Origin of the sequence: Gordonia sp. DT219 (assembly GCF_049847065.1) — a bacterium.
Taxonomy (GTDB): domain Bacteria; phylum Actinomycetota; class Actinomycetes; order Mycobacteriales; family Mycobacteriaceae; genus Gordonia.
In genome coordinates this window covers 112649-128437 of the sequence record NZ_JBNCNR010000005.1, presented here as the reverse complement: position 1 = coordinate 128437, position 15789 = coordinate 112649, and the positions used below count along the sequence as shown (strand labels likewise).

The following is a 15789-nucleotide window of genomic DNA, read 5'->3' as shown; positions in this document are numbered from 1 at the left end:
TCCTCACCTGGAGCAGCCCGACCGGTCGCACCGACCGATCGTTCGCTCTGTCGGCGTCTCACCCTGCCAGTCCGCACCGCCACGGTCAAGCGCGCCTGCCCCTCGACCCGCCGGCCGCCGAGGTCAGGCCCGACGATAGCCCACGATGTCACGCGCGAAACTGAGGTTGCGCCGGATCAGTTCGTCGGCGCCGAGTTCGCCGTCGAGTTTGAACCAGGTCGACACCCCGACACACATGGTGGCCACGGCGCGGGCGGCGTCCTTGGGATATGGGGTCGCGAAGTCGCCCGCCTCGACCCCGGCGAACACGATCTCGTCGACCATGTGCTGTTGCCGGTCGCGATGGCCGATGTAGGTGGGCTTGTACGAGTCGTCGAGGCTGCGGATCTCGGTGGACCCGACGAATGCCTGTTCGCGGCGATACATGTGGAAGCGCAGCAACGACTCGACGACGGCGTCGAAGCGCCGCACCGGTTCGGGACCGGCCTCGCGGATCGCCTGCTCGGACCGGGCCAGCAGGTCGGTCATCGTGCGCTCCAGGAGTCCTTGCAGCAGCGACTGTTTCGACGGGTAGTGATGATAGAGGCCGGGCACCGAGAGGCCTGCCCGCGCGGCGATCTCACGGACCGAGGTTCCGTGATAGCCGTGTTCGGCGAAGGCTGCGAGCGCCGCGGCGAGGGGCACCGGCAGCTGGGCCTCCCCGTAGTCACGCCACGAGTCGAAGGCCGGCACGCTCTCGGGCTCCTCGATCCGCGTCCCCTCGGCTCCGTCGCTCATCGGTCCAACATATCGTCATCGCGCCCGGTGACCGCACCCACCAGCGACATCATCAACCGCACGCTCAGCGCGACCACCTCGACGCGCCCCAGTGGGACCTCGCCGTCGAGCCACGCCGAGAGCAGCCGGCCGAGCCCACCCACCTGGAACTGGGCCGCCGCGATCGCCTCGGCCCCGACCTCGGTCGCCAGCGCGTCGGTGGCCGTGTGCAGCGTCAGCATCGCGAACAAGCCGGTGGATTCGCTGCGCTTGGCGGCCACGATCGGCGACAACAGCGATGGTGAGAACAGCAGTTTTCCCTTGCGCCGGTCGGCATCGATGATCTCGACGATGGCCGTCACCGCCCCGGCGACCTTACCGGTGACGCCGCCGCCGGTCGCGGTCGTGAAGGCAGCGAGCGCGGCGTCGGAGATCTCCTCGATGACGCGATCGAAGGTGGCCGCGACCAGCGCGTCCGCGGACTCGAAACTCTCGTAGAAGTAGCGTGGATTCAGCCCGGCAGCACGGCAGATCCCGCGGACGGTGACCGCGCCCTCGGTGGCGAGCACACCGAGCGTCGCGTCCATCAATGTCTCGCGGCGACGGGAGATCCGCTCGTCACCTTCGACGCCGCCATATGCACGCAAACCCGTACTACGCAGACCGGTACCGCGCAGACCGGTACCGCGCTCCGCCCGGACTTCGGTGGCGGCCGGCACGGATTTGTCACTCGGCGATCGGTCGGACACGGCTTTCATCTTGACACCTTCACGACCGGAGGGGTTCAATCAATCAGGAAACATCCGTTACCAGATTACGCGGCGTCCGAGGGGCAGTGCCGTAGCGATCTGGAGAGATCAGAGGTGCGAGCATGACGACGCAGGACACCGCCTCCGGCCGCGACACCACCCCCGGCCGGGACGCCGCCCTTCAGGCCAATCTCGCCGCCGCGACCCCGGACACCGAATTCCTGCCGCCGGCAGCACGCATGTCGCGCGCCGAACTCGACGCACTGCCTGCGGCGAACATGGAGATGCTGGGCATCGCGACGCTGGCCGGCTCGGCGAATGTGATCATGCAGCTGGCGCTGCCCGCGGTGGGATACGGCGTCTACGAGAGCCGTGTCGATTCGGGCAATCTCTTCAAGCATCCGGTCAAGCGCACCCGCACCACGCTCTCCTACCTGTCGGTCGCCGCGAGCGGGGATCCCAAGGTGCGCAAGGCCTACCGGCATGCCGTCGGACGATCGCATGCGCAGGTGCGGTCCACCCCGGACAGTCCCGTCGAGTACAACGCCTTCGACCCCGCGCTGCAGCTCTGGGTGGCCGCGTGCCTGTACAAGGGCTGGGAGGACGTCCAGCGGATCTTCGGCGATCGGGCGCTGATCACCGAGGAGGCCTATCAGGCCGGTGCGGTCATGGGCACCACGTTGCAGATGCCACGCGAGATGTGGCCCGCCACCCGTGCGGATTTCGAGGAGTACTGGAACACCACGGTCGAGCAGCTCGAGATCGACCCCGTCATCCGGGCGCACCTCATGTCGATCGCCCGCCTGGAGTTCGCGGGTCCGGTGGTGTCTCGGCTCTTCGGCTGGCATTCGGAGATCTTCACCATCGGTTTCCTTCCCGAGGGATTCCGCACGGCCATGGGTGTCGAGATGAAGCCATGGCAGCAGCGGTTCTTCGACACGCACAACAAGGTGGCCCGCGCGGTCATCCGGCGGCTCCCGAAGCCGGTGCGCGCCTTCCCCTTCAACCTACTGCTCACCGACGTGAAGTGGCGGATGCGGACCAAGCGGCCGCTGGTGTGAGTGCTCGTCAGATCCGGCGCAGGGCATCGGCGGTCACGTCGGCCACCGAGGTGTGGCCGGCGAGCCCGAGGGTCAGATCGAGCTCACCGATGATGTTGGCGACCACCTCACGTGCACCGTCGGCGCCGTCGATCGCCAGCCCGTACATGTGCGGCCGGCCGATACAGATTGCGTCGGCTCCGAGCGCAAGTGCCTTGAAAGCGTCTGCACCGGTGTAGATTCCGGAGTCGACGAGGATCTTGGCGCGGCCGTCGACGACGGACGCGATCTCGGTGAGCGCGTCGATCGAGCCGATCTCGCCGTCGATCTGGCGGCCGCCGTGATTGGACACGATGATGCCGTCGATCCCGGCGTCGACGGCGGCGCGCGCGTCGTCGGGATGCAGTATCCCCTTGAGCACGATCGGCAATGATGTCCGTTCCCGCAGCGACGCGATCTCGGTCCAGCCCAGCGACGGACGCGAGTAGATGTCGAGGAAGGTCTGCACGCCGACGCGTGGTTCCGGGCGGATCAGATTGCGCAGCAACGATCCCGGGGTGTTACGGGCGATCGAGAACAGGGTTCTGACGGCGCCCGGCGAGACCTCCGGCTTCTCGCCGGTACCGGCCGCCGCGCGGTCGGCGACGATCTCGGCGAATCGCGGATCGGACGTGTACTGCGCGATGCCCTCGGCGCGCGCGAACGGCAGCGATCCGAGGTTGAGATCCTGCGGGCGCCAGCCGAGCAGCGTCGTGTCGAGCGTGACGGCGATCGCCTGGGCGCCACACCGCTCGGCGCGTCGCAGGAACGAGTCGACGAGGTCGTCATCGGTCGACCAGTACAGCTGAAACCAGCGGGGCGCACCGTCCTTCACCGACTCCATCGCGGTGGCGACCCGTTCCATCGACGCGCTGCCCTGGTTGGAGAAGATGTAGGGCACACCGAGTTCGGCTGCGGCCCGCCCGATCGCGACGTCGGCGTCGCGCAGCACGAGACCACCGGCACCGACCGGCGCGAACAGGATCGGCGCAGGCAACTGCGCGCCGAACAGTTCGATCTCGAGGCTGCGGTGCGACACGTCCCGCAAGACCCGCGGCACGATCGCCCACCGGTCGAGCGCCGCCCGATTGGCCGCCATCGTGCGACCCTCCCCCGCACCGCCGGCGACATACGCCCACGCCCGCTCCGACATGACCTTGCGTGCGCGGCGTTCGAGTTCGGCGAAGTCGGTGGGCACCCGGGGGCGCCGCCCGTGGATTCCCGCGGTGTAGATGGCGTTCTGACGGGTGCGTCCCCAGCCTGGGGTCATCGGTGATCTCCTTCGTCGGCCCTCCCCGTATCTCTATCAGGTCGTATCTCTATCAGGTCGTATCTCTATCAGGTCGCAGCCGCCCGCCCGGCCCGGTCGCGCGTGATCAGGGCCTGCACCCCGAGACTGATCCCGAGGAACAACAGGATCGAGGCACTCTCGAGCCCGCCGAGCGAACCGTGCCGTCCGTCGAACAGCTCCGGAACCAGCAGCGCGATGACGATGTGCGCCGCGATCGCGAGGATCCACAGGCTGATGGTCACCGCGTTGCCCCGCCGCACGAGTACGCCGGCGGTATTGCGATAGATGTGCATCGTGTGGGCCCGCGGAACGGCGATCAGCGCGGCGACCGCGAATCCCAGGAACATCGCGACGACCTCGCCGACCTCGACGTGGTGCGGTCCGCGGAGATAGTTCATGGTCTCGATCAGCCCGACGACCGCAAGAATCGCCGGCAGCTTCAGCGGGTTGTCCTTGATCGGCCGTTCGGCCAGTTGGCGGTAGAGGATGTACGCCAGCACCAACAGTGCCACCAGTGCGTAGAAGACAGTGTTCTGGGTCATGGTGTTCACCTTCGTCGGCGGCGGCGCCGTTGCCATCAACCCGAGGGTGGATACCGGGTTGATCTTGCGGCGACGACCGCCACCGGAGTGCTCATGTACGGCTACGGTGAGTTGTGCCCTCCGCCATACGAACCCGAGTCCCGATCCGGATGGACACGTTCGTGCTGCGCGGTGTGGTGAGTGTCCCGCTGGTGGTCTCCGCGGCCCTGGGTGCGGGATCGGTGCCCGGGTGGCGGCTCGCGATCGGCTGGGCCGCCACCGCGGTCCTCGTCGGGGCAGTGTTTCGCGGCATGTTCGCCGCGTCCGCCACCGATCGCATCCTGGGCCAGGACTCCATGGTGTTCTCGGCGGTGACCATCGCCGCAGCCACCGCCACCGGACTCGCCTTCGGCGGCGCGGCCACCGTCTGGGTGCCCCTGCTGGGGGTTGCCGCAGCAGCGCTGGCGCCGGTCGGCATCTGGATCACCGCGCTGCTGGCGGTTCCGCCGGTGGCCGCAATCGTGGTGCAGTCGTGGTGGCTCGATCGCGAGATGTGGACGGTCGTCATCGATCTCGCGATCGCGTTGCTGGTCTTCGGTTGGGTACACCTGCGGCGGTATCGGCGCGAGGCGGACGAACTCGCTGCCGCACAACGGCAGATCATCGAGGGCGAACGGGCCCGAGCCGCGGCTGCCGAGGACCGGCAGGTACTGGCCGCCCAGCTCCATGATGTGCTGGCACACACCTTGTCGGGGTTGATCATCACGGTGCAGGGCGCAGCGCTCGCCGCCCGGCGCGAGGGTGTCTCGCCGGAGCTGACCGAAAAGCTCGACACCGCAGCAGCACTGGCGCGCGACGGGCTGGCGGAGGCTCGCGATGCCGTTCGTTCGCTGCGCGGTGACGACGATTCGCCACTTGGCAGTGGTGGTGAATCGCTATCCGACTGGACCGCTTCCACGATCGAGCGGCTGCACACCGCGACCGGATTGGAGATCACGGTCACCGGCTCGGCCGCCGACGTCGATACGCCATGGGTGGCACTGGCGAAGTCGGTGGTGATGGAGGGGCTCACCAATTCGCTGCGTCACGCCGCAGGCGCCCCGGTGCGCATCGAATTCGGCGCGACGACGCTGCGTGTGCTGTCGGTGGGCGCACCCGATGAATTCAGCGACCGCGATCATCCCAGTGGCGCATACGGTTTGGCCGGACTGGCCGAACGCGTGGCGCTGGCCGGCGGTACGCTGACCCATGGCCCGTGCGAGGAAGGCTTCGAGCTCACCATGCGGATGACGTCGTGACGGTGCGAGTGGTGATCGCCGATGATCAGACCGTGGTGCGGGAGGGCCTGCGCTCGATGCTCGGCATGTTCGACGGCGTCGAGGTGACCGGCGCCGCGGCGTCGGCCGAAGCCGCCCTCGACCTCGTCGCCGATACCGACCCCGACGTGCTGCTCACCGATCTTCGAATGCCCGGAATCGGTGGCGTCGAAGGGATTCGCCGGCTCCGCGAATCCGGATCACGCACCAATGTGGTCGCGTTGACCACCTACGACGACGACGCGACGATCGTCGACGCACTCGAGGCGGGTGCCGTTGGATTCCTCAACAAAGACGCCGATCCCGACGCGATCGAGGCCGCGCTGGTTGCCGCGGCCACCGGCCGTTCGATGCTCGACGAGAAGGCACTTCGTGCGGTCTTGACCCACCAGCGGACCGCGGACGGACGCACTGCGCCGGCCGCCAACCCGGACGGCCTCACCGACCGGGAGGTCGAGGTACTGCGGCTCGTCGCCACTGCGATGTCGAATCAGCAGATCGCATCGCACCTGGTGGTCGGGCTCAGCACTGTCAAGACCCACATCAATCACCTGCTCGCCAAGACCGGCTGCCGCGACCGGGCGGCACTCGTGGCCTACGCCTACCGACATGGTCTGATCTGACACATTCTTCGGCTTGCGTTCCGGCAGCCCAGCCATTTGAGTCGGCAATCTATATACAGCAACACCCATCTTCTTGAATTCACCACATCTCGACTCCGCCACGGTACTGTGTTATGTATCACACCTGGTCAATCGTCCTAGTCGGGGAGGTCCGTCATGGTGGTCGGTTTGCGCTGGCGTCGCACTGCCGTATTTACGGTGTTTGCGGCACTTTTGGGAATGCTCGCACTTCTCTGGGCACCGGGCGCGGCCGCAACCGCCGGTGCCGTGGACTGCAAGACGGGTGCGGTCTTCATGGTCAACGGCACCAACGACGTCGGTGGCGCGGCCTACAAGAACCTGCAGACCCGCTTTCCCGCGGACCAGTGGGAGGTCCACGACCTCGGCGCGAGCGACGAGGACTACACCACCGCGCTGTGGCCCGTCGGGGCGATCGGATACAACGACGACGTCGCCCGCGGAAAGCAGCAGCTCATCCAACAGGTCGCTACCTACCAGACGGCCTGTCCCAACAGCGAAATCGTGATCGTCGGATACTCCCAGGGCGCGCGAGTCGCCGGGGACGTCCTCTCCGACATCGCGCACGGCCGGGCCACCACCACCGTCGACGGCGTCACCTACACCATCAGCGACTCGAACGAGATTCGCGGAGAGCTCTATTCGGACCCGCGCCGCGACGGAGACAAGTCCGGCCGCGGGATCGAACTCTCGTGGGTCGGCCTGATCCCCGGACTCACGTTGTCCGGTCCGCGCGACGGCTTCGGCGACATCCCGGTGATCTCGTATTGCACCCAGGGCGACGGCATCTGCGACATGCCCGACCCGCTCTACGATCCGATCGGCGCGCTGAACGGGATCGCCGGATACGTCCTCGGCCGGCACGGCAGCTACCAGAACGCCGAGATGCTGCTGACCCCGAACTATGCACTCGGTGAATTCCAGAACATCCTGCGACCGATGCCATCGATGGTGAAGCAGTATCTCGGCGTCGACATTCCCTCCATCTACTTCGATCTGCCGTTCCAGTTGGCGGCGATCCAGCCGGTCCTCACCGCCGTCTACGACCTCATGCCCCCACTGCCGAAGCTGGGCTACGGTGCGTACCTGCCCGACCCACTCACCGCACTCAACATGCTCAGCTTCGATACGGCCACCCGAACCGCGGCGGTCAAGGCGATCGCCGCCAGCCTCACCAGTCTGGTTCTCCTGCCGGCGAACTTCACCATCTACTGGGGCCAGCAGGGCCTCACCCTCGTCCACGGCATCGTCACCTCACCGATGTTCACCGCCGCGGGTGCCGCGATCCACAACGCCGCGCTCGAACTGATCGCGAAAATCGAAGCGGCGGCGAAGAAGCCGACGGCGGCTCCGACGGCGTCGACGTCCGGCCCGTCGGGCACGGCAAGTCCGCTGGGCTCCCGGTCACGGACGAGCACCTCGCCCGCCCCGTCCACGCGGGCCACCGGCACAACTTCGGCAACCAGCTCAACCGAATCGAGCCCAGCAGCGTCGAGCGCAGCAGGATCGAGCCCTGTGACGTCGAACCCTGAATCTGCCACTGCCGCCACGCCTTCGGCCACCGCGACGTCGAGTCGACCCAGCCCGACCGAAACGACACCCTCCGACACGGTCACCACACCCGAGACCGCACCGACGGGGACGGTCACCACAACGCCGGAGACCACGGCCCCGGCCGCGCCCGCCGCCGAAACACCCACCGCTACCGAACCCACGCCGACGAATCGGTAGACATAGTTACCGGTTTCCGAGAGAGATGTCTACCGATTAGAGTGCGCCGACCCGGCTAGTCGGTTGTCCCCCAGGTGATTCGCGCCTGGCCGTCAACACAGTCGGGGGTCACTTGCAACCGACGCGTCACACCCTTGCCTTGACCGGACGCGTCATAGCCTTTGATGTAGATGTCGTTGTCGCACATGATCCGTGTTCGACCGCAGGGTGGCCAGAGCATATGCGGGCCGTCCAGCGCATTCAGCTCGAAGTATCGACCGGCATAATCCCGCCACTGGGTCGTCGGTATCAAAAACTCCAAGACCGAACAGTTTCCCTGCAGGGCAAACGGTGGGTCGTCGACACCGACCCGGGTGGCGTCAGCCGGAATGCTCACCCCGATACGGTCTGCCATCCTGGCAGCAGGATGCCCGGTGCTGAAGTACGTTGCCACACCGACAGCGACCACCACCACAATAATCACTGCCACGCAGATCACTGCCGACCAGATCCAACCCGTACGCGTCATCATGGTGTTACGACTCCTACTGTGTGCTCTGGGCTCTGCCGTACAGCCTTCGGCGGCGGAGGCAAGTAGCGAACCCAACCGGCTCTCGGCGGCGTCGGTGAAACGACCGAACAACGATGGATACCGCCGAGCTAGTCGGTTGTCCCCCACACAATTTGCGCCTGCCCGTCAACACAATCCGGTATCACCTGCAAGGAACGTCGGATGCCGCTCTTCTCTTCCGTCGCCTCAAACCCGCCGGCGTAAATGCCTTTGTGACAGTTGATGAGTGAATGCCCACAGAAACCCGGGACCTCCTCCAGTTCACGGAGGCGATCGACATCGAAGTAGTGTGAAACGTATGACTGCCAACTACTTTGGGGCACCTGAAAGTCCAACATCGAACAGTTTCCCTGCAGGGCGAACGGTGGGTCGTCGACACCGACCCGGGTGGCGTCAGCCGGAATGCTCACCCCGATGCGGTCTGCCATCCTGGCAGCACGATGCCCGGTGCTGAAGTATGTTGTCACACCGACAGCGACCACCAACACGACAGTCACCGCCACGCAGATCACTGCCGTCCAGATCCAACGCGCGCGTGTCATCACGGCGTCCCGGATCGTGCGGAGTGAGGGCTCGACGTGCCTGTTACCTCGTAGTTCTGGGCCCAACCGGCACGGTGGAGATCGTTAAGATCCGAATACTGTTCGGATGGCGACTTTTTGGTTGTATCCCAGTTGTAGTAGTCGTAGATGCTGGTCTGATAGGTGAGTTCACCCGGACCAACGCCTGCTCCACCGAGGTGCGGCATATAGACACCACTCGTCTGATATGAGAAGGTGCCCAGCGCAGCCCAGTAGTCCGGGTGTGCGGTAGCGTCTGCGCGAAATCCGGGGTTGACTTGCCACTGGCTCTGAAAGGCAACTGGCCCGTCGTAACCGTTCGGCATCACCGACTGCGCCCTGCTAGCGCTCCGGCTTGCGGTATCTTCGGATCTTCCCGCGAACTCGGGCACATCTCTGAGCATTCCGTTCACATCGAATCGATATTCGTTCCCACTGTTTCCGAGGAAATGCATGAGCATGCTCGACGCGATGGGCAGGCTCGGCGAAGCATTTGCCGCACCAGCTTCGGCAGCCGCCCGAATCCCCTGCAAATACGCCTTCTTCGCAAGGTTGGGATCGTAGGTGCGGTAGTCGTCGGGCCCCGACCCGTCCCTGTTCGCGTCGGCGATTGCTCCCGCCGGGGGAGCGGGTGCCGGGGGTATCCGCGGATGGAACGGATGAGCAGCGGCTTAAACGTGATCTGCGTAGCGAACGCAAAAGCCTTTTCACGCGCGTCAGCCAATCCATCTTGGTCATTGACATTCGCTGCCGCCAGCTTCTGCAGATAGCTCTTTCTGACCGTGGCCACACCGCTGTCTGCCACATCACATACAGTTCGCACCATCATGTCGTCGACTGTGGCGAGTATTTCGTCCCTGAGTTTTCCGAGTTGGTCGGCCGCGGTACGCAACACAACGGCCGCATTCGACCATCGATCAGCCCTCTCCCGAAGGCTTTCGGCATGGTCTTTGGCCTTCACCGCAACCTGCGTCTGCGTCTCGCCCTTCCAATCGGTCGATGCGCGGTCGAGTTCATTGAGGACCGACGTCGCATTACCCGCCAACGACTCCGCTCCCGAACTGAGCCCATCACCGGTCTGGGTCAGCGACCCAATCGAGAAGTCTTCGACCTGGCCGATCGTAAGAGTCACAGCCGCGACTCACCGGGCGAAGCGATCTGCTCGGAAAACTCGCTGTCTGCTCGCAGAAACCTATCGACAGCAAGTTTCACGCCGTTGCCGAACTCGTCGAAATTCGTGGACAACCCACTAACGGCCTCATGTTCACGCTCGGCGTGCCGCTTCAACCCGCGTTCGAGGTCCGTACCGGGGCATGCAGCGGCGCCCGTCGCAAGGATGCCCGCCGCGTCGATGTCGGCCAGACTGTCCGACACGCGCCACAAATGCTTGCCGAAATGTATCACCGCCTCCGGATCAAGCCTGAACTCGTGGGACATGAATCTCCTCGCTCATCTTCGGGTGGGACGTTCACTCGGCCATGATGGTAGCGGGTCCCACACATCGAGAATCGGTGTCATGCGAGAGAATGATGTGCTACCAGATCAGAATCACCGGCGCGGCGTCGTCGACCGGAAGCAGACCCGCACGTTCCGACAGTCTCCGGGCGAGCAAACAGGCCGTCACCGGTCGGCCCGCCAACTGTAGGCCGACGCCGACATCTCGTCGTGCACGACCGCGATCGCGGGCTGGTTCTCGGTGTCGCGGAGCGGGTGAGCGGTCTCGTCGCGCCACAGCCGGGCGGCGAGGTAGAAGGCCGCCGCGAACGGCACGGGGACGAGCCCGCACACGACGAAGGTCGTGGTGAGGCCGATCACGTCGGCGACCGGAGCGGCCAGGGCCATCGACACCGGCATCAGCACGACCGACACGAAGAAGTCGAGGCTCGCCACACGGCCCAGCAATGCCGGCGGCACCCGACGTTGTAAGAGCGTGCCCCACAACACCATCGGACCGTCGAACAACAGACCCATGACGAATCCGGCAACGATGAACACCCAGGTGTGGCCGGCAACGCCCATGAGTACCAACGGGATCGACGACCAGCCCCACAGCCCGAACATCAGGGTCAGATAGCGCCTCGGCATCCGGATCGATGCGAACACGAAGGAGCCGATCGCCGCGCCGGCACCGAACGCGGCCAGCACCAGCGAGTGGTCGCCGGCACCGCCGTGGACCCGCTCCCGTAACGCGAAGGGGATGAGCACCTCGATCGGCCCCATGGTGGCCAACACCAGAATCGTCGCGAAGAACAGCGTCGACCACAGCCACGGGGTGCGCCACATGTAGCCGAAGCCCTCGGCGAGGTCGGTGATGATCGAACGAATCGCCGGACCGCGCAACGTATCCGGGTCCCGGCGCAACGGCACCGGCCGCATCGCGAGGTAGCAGAGTGCCGCACCCACACTCGCCACCGCCGCCACCAGGGCCGCCTGCGCCGGCGCGGTCACGGCGATCACCGCGCCGGCGATCATCGGCCCGGCCGCCTGGAACAGCACCGGCCGCAGGATTCCCTCGATGCCGTTGGCCGCCTGCAATTGGTCGGCGGCGACGATGCCCGGCAGCAACGCCGAATACGCCGGGTAGTACATGCCGGTGGTGACCCCGCCGAGCATGGCCGCGACCGCCAGGATCGGCATCGACAGCACCCCGGTGATCGCGCAGATCGCCACGGCCGCGAACACGGCCATCTTGACGACCTCGAGCCCGATGATGATGGATCGCTGGGATACTCGATCGGCGAGCACGCCACCGGCCAGCGTCGACACCACCATCCCGACCGCAGCCAATCCGGTCGCCAACGACACCTGCCCCGGTCCCCCACCGAGCCCGATGACCTGCCACACCAGCGTGATCGTCCAGACCCCGTCGGAGAACAGCGCCAACATCAGACCGGCCGCGAGCAGCCGGTACTGTCCACTGCCGAACGGGCGCAGCGCCCGCGGCAACGTACGCGTGGACGTCGACGAACTCACCTCATCAGCGTGCCCCACCCGGGCCGGGTGCGGCCACCGATTTTGGTGGTTCTGATCCGGCCCGACCGACTCAACTGGCGCGGCGGGAGGTCTTCTTGGCTGCGGTCTTCTTGGCCGGAGCCTTCTTCTCGGGAGCCTTCTTCGCAGCGGTCTTCTTCGCCGGAGCCTTCTTCGCGGCAGTCTTCTTCGCGGGCGCCTTCTTGCCGGCCGTATCGGACTCCGATGTCGACGACTCGTCGGCACCGCGATCCTTCACCGACGCACGCAACGCGGCCAACAGGTCGGCGACCTCGGAGTCCTCGTCGGCCTCCGGCTTCGCCTCGGTTTCCGGAAACGCTTCGGAGCCTTCGGATTTCGCGTCGATCAGCTTGGCCAGCTCTTTTTGATAGGTGTCGGAGAACTCACTGGGGTCATAGTCCTGCGCCATCGAGTCGATGAGCGACGACGCCATCGTCAACTCCTGGTCACGGATCTGCACGTCCTCGCCCAGGAAACCGAAGTCGGGTTTGCGGACCTCGTCCGGCCACAGCAGGGTCTGCAGCGTCATCACCCCGGGTTCGATCACCCGCAGCGCCGCCATACGGGTGCGGTTGCGCAGCGTGAACGATGCGATCGCCAGCCGATCGGTCTCCTGCAGCGCGCGCGCCAACAGCACGTAGGCCTTCGGCGACTTCGACGACGGCTCCAGGTAGTACGGCTTGTCGAAATAGATCGGATCGACCTGTTCGACAGGTACGAACTCGAGAATCGAGATCTCCGGACTCTTCTGCACCGGGAGCGAGGCCAGATCGTCCTTGGTCAAGATCACCGTCTCGCCGGACGACGATTCGTAGGCATTGCCGATGTCGGAGAAATCGACCTCGGTGTCGGTGCCCTCCCGGACGCGCCGATAGCGGATTCGGGTGCCGTCGGAGGAATCGACCTGATAGGACTTCCGGTCGTGGCTTTCCGTGGCCGAGTACACCTTGACCGGCACATTGACCAGACCAAAGCTCAGATCGCCCTTCCAGATCGAGCGCATGGTCGCCATTGTGCCATCCCAGGGCGGCAATTGCGCCCTGGACACGAGAGCCGTGGCACGCTTGATCCATGGCATCCGGAGGACAGACGCTCCAGGTGGGTGGACACACCATCTCGGTGACCAACCTGGCCAAGGTGCTCTATCCGGCGTCGGGCACCCGCAAATACGACGTCATCGACTACTACGCGCGCATCGCCGACACCATGCTGCCCCACCTGGCCGATCGGCTCGTCACCCGCAAACGCTGGCCCAACGGCGTCGAGTCCACCCCGTTCTTCGAGAAGTCGGTACCCGAGGGCACCCCCGAGTGGGTCTCGCGCCGCGCCATCGAACACAGCAGTCGCATCATCGAGTATGTGGTGGCCGATTCGCCGGCAACCTTGGTGTGGCTGGCGCAGATGGCCGCCCTCGAATTGCACACCCCGCAATGGCGTCTGCCCGCCCCCGACGAGACCGCGGTCTTCGCAGCCGAGGGCCCCAAGGCCAACCGGCTGGTCCTCGACCTCGATCCCGGGCCCGGTGTGACGCTCGCCGAGTGCGCCCAGGTGGCCTGCGCCGTCCACGACATGCTCGACGCCGCGGGACTGCCCTGCTATCCGGTGACCAGCGGCGGCAAGGGAATACACGTCTACGCACGGTTCGAGACGCCGGTGTCGGCGGACTCCGCGAGCGCCGTGGCCAAACAGATCGCCACCTCCCTGGCCCAGCAGCAACCCGACCGGGTCACCGCGATCATGGCGAAAGCCCAACGCCCCCACAAGGTTTTCATCGACTGGAGCCAGAACAGCGCATCGAAGACCACCTTGGCGCCGTATTCGTTGCGCGGGCGCGAACAGCCCTGGGTCGCCGCGCCACGCACCTGGGACGAAATGGCCGATCCCGATCTGACGCAGCTGCTCTACACCGACGTGCTCGCACGGGTCGAGGAGATGGGCGATCTCCTCGAGGGGCTCGACGACGACCCCGATACCGCCGACAGCACCGAGGCGACCGAAGATCCCGACGGTGACGACGCCGACGGACACGGCGAGGCGGACGGTGCGGCCACGAATGCCGGCCAGGTCATCAACCTGCGCGAATACCGTCGCAAACGCAACGCCGAGGTGACACCCGAGCCGTTCGACGACGCCACCGCCCGGCAACGGCGTGGCGCGGACACCGATGCGGCAGGCCCGATCTTCGTGATCCAGGAACACCATGCCCGGCGGCTGCACTACGACTTCCGGCTCGAACGCAACGGCGTCCTGGTGAGCTGGGCCGTCCCGAAGAACCTGCCGACCGATCCCGGCCAGAATCGGCTCGCCGTGCACACCGAGGACCACCCCCTCGACTACGCCGACTTCGCCGGCGACATCCCGGCCGGCGAATACGGTGGCGGGCACGTGGAGATCTGGGATCGCGGCACCTACGAAACCGAGAAGTGGCGCGACGACGAGGTCATCGTCCGCCTGCACGGAGAACGCGTCCAGGGCAGATATGCGCTGATCAAGACCGGTGACAAGAACTGGCTCGCGCACCTGATGAGCGACGAACCCCGACCCATCCTGCCCGACAGCCTGCGGGATCCGCGGCCGATGCTGGCCACCGACGAACCGGTGGAGAAGCTCGACCCGAAGGACTGGGCTTTCGAGGGCAAGTGGGACGGCTACCGTCTCCTGGTGCGCTACATCGGCGGTGAGTTCACCCTGACCTCCCGCTCCGGTCTGAACATGACCGCCGACTTTCCCGAACTCGCCGCCATGACCGACGATCTCGGGCTGATCGACGTCGTACTCGACGGCGAGGTGGTGGCCCTCGACTCGGCCGGGCGCACCAATTTCACGCTCCTCGCCGGGCGCCGATCCGCGGACGCCGGTATCACGCTCAAGCTCTATCTGTTCGACGTCCTCTACCTCAACGGCACCTCTCTGCTCGGCAAACCGTGGTCGCAGCGACGCGAACTACTCGAAGGGCTAGCACCCGCGTTCGGGCGTTCGCGCTACGTCGAGGTGCCCGCCCTGCTACCCGAGCCGGGCTCGGCGGCCGTAGCATACAGTCGCGAACACCAGCTCGAAGGCGTTGTCGCCAAGCGTCGTTCGTCGACCTATCAGCAGGGTCGGCGGTCCAAGTCGTGGCTCAAACAGAAGAACTGGCGCGACATCGAGGTGGTGATCGGCGGCTGGCGGCCGGGGCGCGGCCACCGCACCGACACAATCGGTTCCCTGCTCCTCGGTCTGCCGGAGGCGACCGGACTGCGCTACGTCGGGCGGGTCGGCACCGGGTTCACCGAAGCCCAATTGTCCTTGCTCGCCGAGGAACTCGAACCGCTGACGATCCGCCGCTCCCCGTTCCTGGACAAGTTGGATCGGCCGGTGGCGGCGAATGCGGTGTGGGTGCTGCCGAAGATCGTCGGTGAGGTGCGGTTCATGGATTGGACGAGCACCGGGCATCTGCGACATCCGAGCTGGCGCGGTATCCGACGCGACAAACTGCCCGGCGACCTATGAGGCGGGTACGCGTTCGCGCGGTCCGACCTGGTTCGCGCGGGCCGTCGACCACCTGCGTGAGCAAATTCGAGCCGCGCGACCCCTGCTGATCAGTCCACCGATTTCGAGAGGAAGA

At 65.9% G+C, this 15789-nt stretch carries 15 protein-coding genes; 5 read left to right on the top strand and 10 right to left on the bottom strand.

Annotation, left to right across the window (positions count from 1 at the left end; translation table 11 throughout):
* Positions 1–123: 123 nt before the first annotated feature.
* On the bottom strand, positions 124–777 hold the full coding sequence (locus ACPXB3_RS09460) for a TetR/AcrR family transcriptional regulator (RefSeq protein WP_425704182.1): 654 nt from the start codon (positions 775–777) through the stop codon (positions 124–126).
* Entirely contained in the window at positions 774–1514 is a 741-nt protein-coding gene (locus ACPXB3_RS09455) for a TetR/AcrR family transcriptional regulator (protein WP_425727451.1), read from the bottom strand. The genes ACPXB3_RS09460 and ACPXB3_RS09455 overlap by 4 nt, the downstream gene beginning before the upstream one ends.
* A 113-nt stretch (positions 1515–1627) precedes the next feature.
* On the opposite strand from ACPXB3_RS09455, the gene ACPXB3_RS09450 reads away from it, so the two are divergent.
* The gene (locus ACPXB3_RS09450) at positions 1628–2566 is read left to right on the top strand and encodes an oxygenase MpaB family protein (RefSeq protein ID WP_425704180.1); all 939 of its coding nucleotides are present in this window, start codon (positions 1628–1630) and stop codon (positions 2564–2566) included.
* A gap of 7 nt (positions 2567–2573) precedes the next feature.
* On the opposite strand, the gene ACPXB3_RS09445 is transcribed toward ACPXB3_RS09450, so the two are convergent.
* Both ACPXB3_RS09445 and ACPXB3_RS09440 read right to left on the bottom strand, forming a co-directional pair.
* Complete coding sequence (locus ACPXB3_RS09445; RefSeq protein ID WP_425727450.1) at positions 2574–3854, bottom strand: alpha-hydroxy-acid oxidizing protein; 1281 nt, start codon at positions 3852–3854, stop codon at positions 2574–2576.
* A 68-nt stretch (positions 3855–3922) separates the two neighbouring features.
* On the bottom strand, positions 3923–4417 hold the full coding sequence (locus tag ACPXB3_RS09440; RefSeq protein ID WP_425727449.1) for a hypothetical protein: 495 nt from the start codon (positions 4415–4417) through the stop codon (positions 3923–3925).
* A gap of 149 nt (positions 4418–4566) precedes the next feature.
* Here ACPXB3_RS09440 and ACPXB3_RS09435 point away from each other — a divergent pair, with 149 nt between their 5' ends.
* The 3 genes from ACPXB3_RS09435 (at position 4567) to ACPXB3_RS09425 (ending at position 8084) form a co-directional block, all read left to right on the top strand.
* Positions 4567–5694: a sensor histidine kinase gene (locus tag ACPXB3_RS09435; RefSeq protein WP_425727448.1), complete on the top strand. Its 1128-nt coding sequence runs from the start codon at positions 4567–4569 to the stop codon at positions 5692–5694.
* Entirely contained in the window at positions 5691–6335 is a 645-nt protein-coding gene (locus ACPXB3_RS09430) for a response regulator (RefSeq protein ID WP_425727447.1), read from the top strand. Before ACPXB3_RS09435 ends, ACPXB3_RS09430 begins: the two co-directional genes overlap by 4 nt.
* Before the next feature lie 219 nt (positions 6336–6554).
* The gene (locus ACPXB3_RS09425) at positions 6555–8084 is read left to right on the top strand and encodes a cutinase family protein (protein WP_425727446.1); all 1530 of its coding nucleotides are present in this window, start codon (positions 6555–6557) and stop codon (positions 8082–8084) included.
* Positions 8085–8139: 55 nt separating this feature from the next.
* Here ACPXB3_RS09425 and ACPXB3_RS09420 read toward each other — a convergent pair whose 3' ends face one another.
* The 6 genes from ACPXB3_RS09420 to ACPXB3_RS09395 all read right to left on the bottom strand — a co-directional run bounded on the left by ACPXB3_RS09420 (position 8140) and on the right by ACPXB3_RS09395 (position 13197).
* A complete protein-coding gene (locus ACPXB3_RS09420; RefSeq protein ID WP_425704174.1) occupies positions 8140–8595 on the bottom strand; it encodes a hypothetical protein in 456 nt (151 codons plus the stop codon).
* Between the two features lie 128 nt (positions 8596–8723).
* Positions 8724–9137 carry a hypothetical protein gene (locus ACPXB3_RS09415; protein ID WP_425727445.1) on the bottom strand — a complete coding sequence of 138 codons (414 nt, stop codon included), beginning with the start codon at positions 9135–9137 and terminating at the stop codon, positions 8724–8726.
* 466 nt (positions 9138–9603) lie between these two features.
* Positions 9604–10326, bottom strand: coding sequence for a hypothetical protein (locus ACPXB3_RS09410; RefSeq protein ID WP_425727444.1), 723 nt, complete (start codon positions 10324–10326; stop codon positions 9604–9606).
* Positions 10323–10631 carry a hypothetical protein gene (locus ACPXB3_RS09405; RefSeq protein WP_425704171.1) on the bottom strand — a complete coding sequence of 103 codons (309 nt, stop codon included), beginning with the start codon at positions 10629–10631 and terminating at the stop codon, positions 10323–10325. Before ACPXB3_RS09405 ends, ACPXB3_RS09410 begins: the two co-directional genes overlap by 4 nt.
* A gap of 183 nt (positions 10632–10814) precedes the next feature.
* On the bottom strand, positions 10815–12167 hold the full coding sequence (locus ACPXB3_RS09400) for an MFS transporter (protein WP_425727443.1): 1353 nt from the start codon (positions 12165–12167) through the stop codon (positions 10815–10817).
* Positions 12168–12237: 70 nt separating this feature from the next.
* Positions 12238–13197, bottom strand: coding sequence for a Ku protein (locus ACPXB3_RS09395; protein ID WP_425727442.1), 960 nt, complete (start codon positions 13195–13197; stop codon positions 12238–12240).
* Between the two features lie 59 nt (positions 13198–13256).
* Between ACPXB3_RS09395 and ACPXB3_RS09390 the strand changes: the two genes are divergently transcribed.
* Positions 13257–15674, top strand: coding sequence for an ATP-dependent DNA ligase (locus ACPXB3_RS09390; RefSeq protein ID WP_425727441.1), 2418 nt, complete (start codon positions 13257–13259; stop codon positions 15672–15674).
* The last annotated feature ends 115 nt before the right edge of the window (positions 15675–15789 follow it).

Excerpts from the sequence above, each read along its gene's own strand:
- ACPXB3_RS09460 (WP_425704182.1), bottom strand. The coding sequence starts at position 777 with ATGAGCGACGGAGCCGAGGGGACGCGGATCGAGGAGCCCGAGAGCGTG.
- ACPXB3_RS09405 (WP_425704171.1), bottom strand. The coding sequence starts at position 10,631 with ATGTCCCACGAGTTCAGGCTTGATCCGGAGGCGGTGATACATTTCGGC.
- ACPXB3_RS09395 (WP_425727442.1), bottom strand. The coding sequence starts at position 13,197 with ATGGCGACCATGCGCTCGATCTGGAAGGGCGATCTGAGCTTTGGTCTG.
- ACPXB3_RS09445 (WP_425727450.1), bottom strand. The coding sequence starts at position 3,854 with ATGACCCCAGGCTGGGGACGCACCCGTCAGAACGCCATCTACACCGCG.
- ACPXB3_RS09425 (WP_425727446.1), top strand. The coding sequence starts at position 6,555 with ATGCTCGCACTTCTCTGGGCACCGGGCGCGGCCGCAACCGCCGGTGCC.
- ACPXB3_RS09435 (WP_425727448.1), top strand. The coding sequence starts at position 4,567 with ATGGACACGTTCGTGCTGCGCGGTGTGGTGAGTGTCCCGCTGGTGGTC.
- ACPXB3_RS09455 (WP_425727451.1), bottom strand. The coding sequence starts at position 1,514 with ATGAAAGCCGTGTCCGACCGATCGCCGAGTGACAAATCCGTGCCGGCC.
- ACPXB3_RS09420 (WP_425704174.1), bottom strand. The coding sequence starts at position 8,595 with ATGATGACGCGTACGGGTTGGATCTGGTCGGCAGTGATCTGCGTGGCA.
- ACPXB3_RS09440 (WP_425727449.1), bottom strand. The coding sequence starts at position 4,417 with ATGACCCAGAACACTGTCTTCTACGCACTGGTGGCACTGTTGGTGCTG.
- ACPXB3_RS09450 (WP_425704180.1), top strand. The coding sequence starts at position 1,628 with ATGACGACGCAGGACACCGCCTCCGGCCGCGACACCACCCCCGGCCGG.
- ACPXB3_RS09390 (WP_425727441.1), top strand. The coding sequence starts at position 13,257 with ATGGCATCCGGAGGACAGACGCTCCAGGTGGGTGGACACACCATCTCG.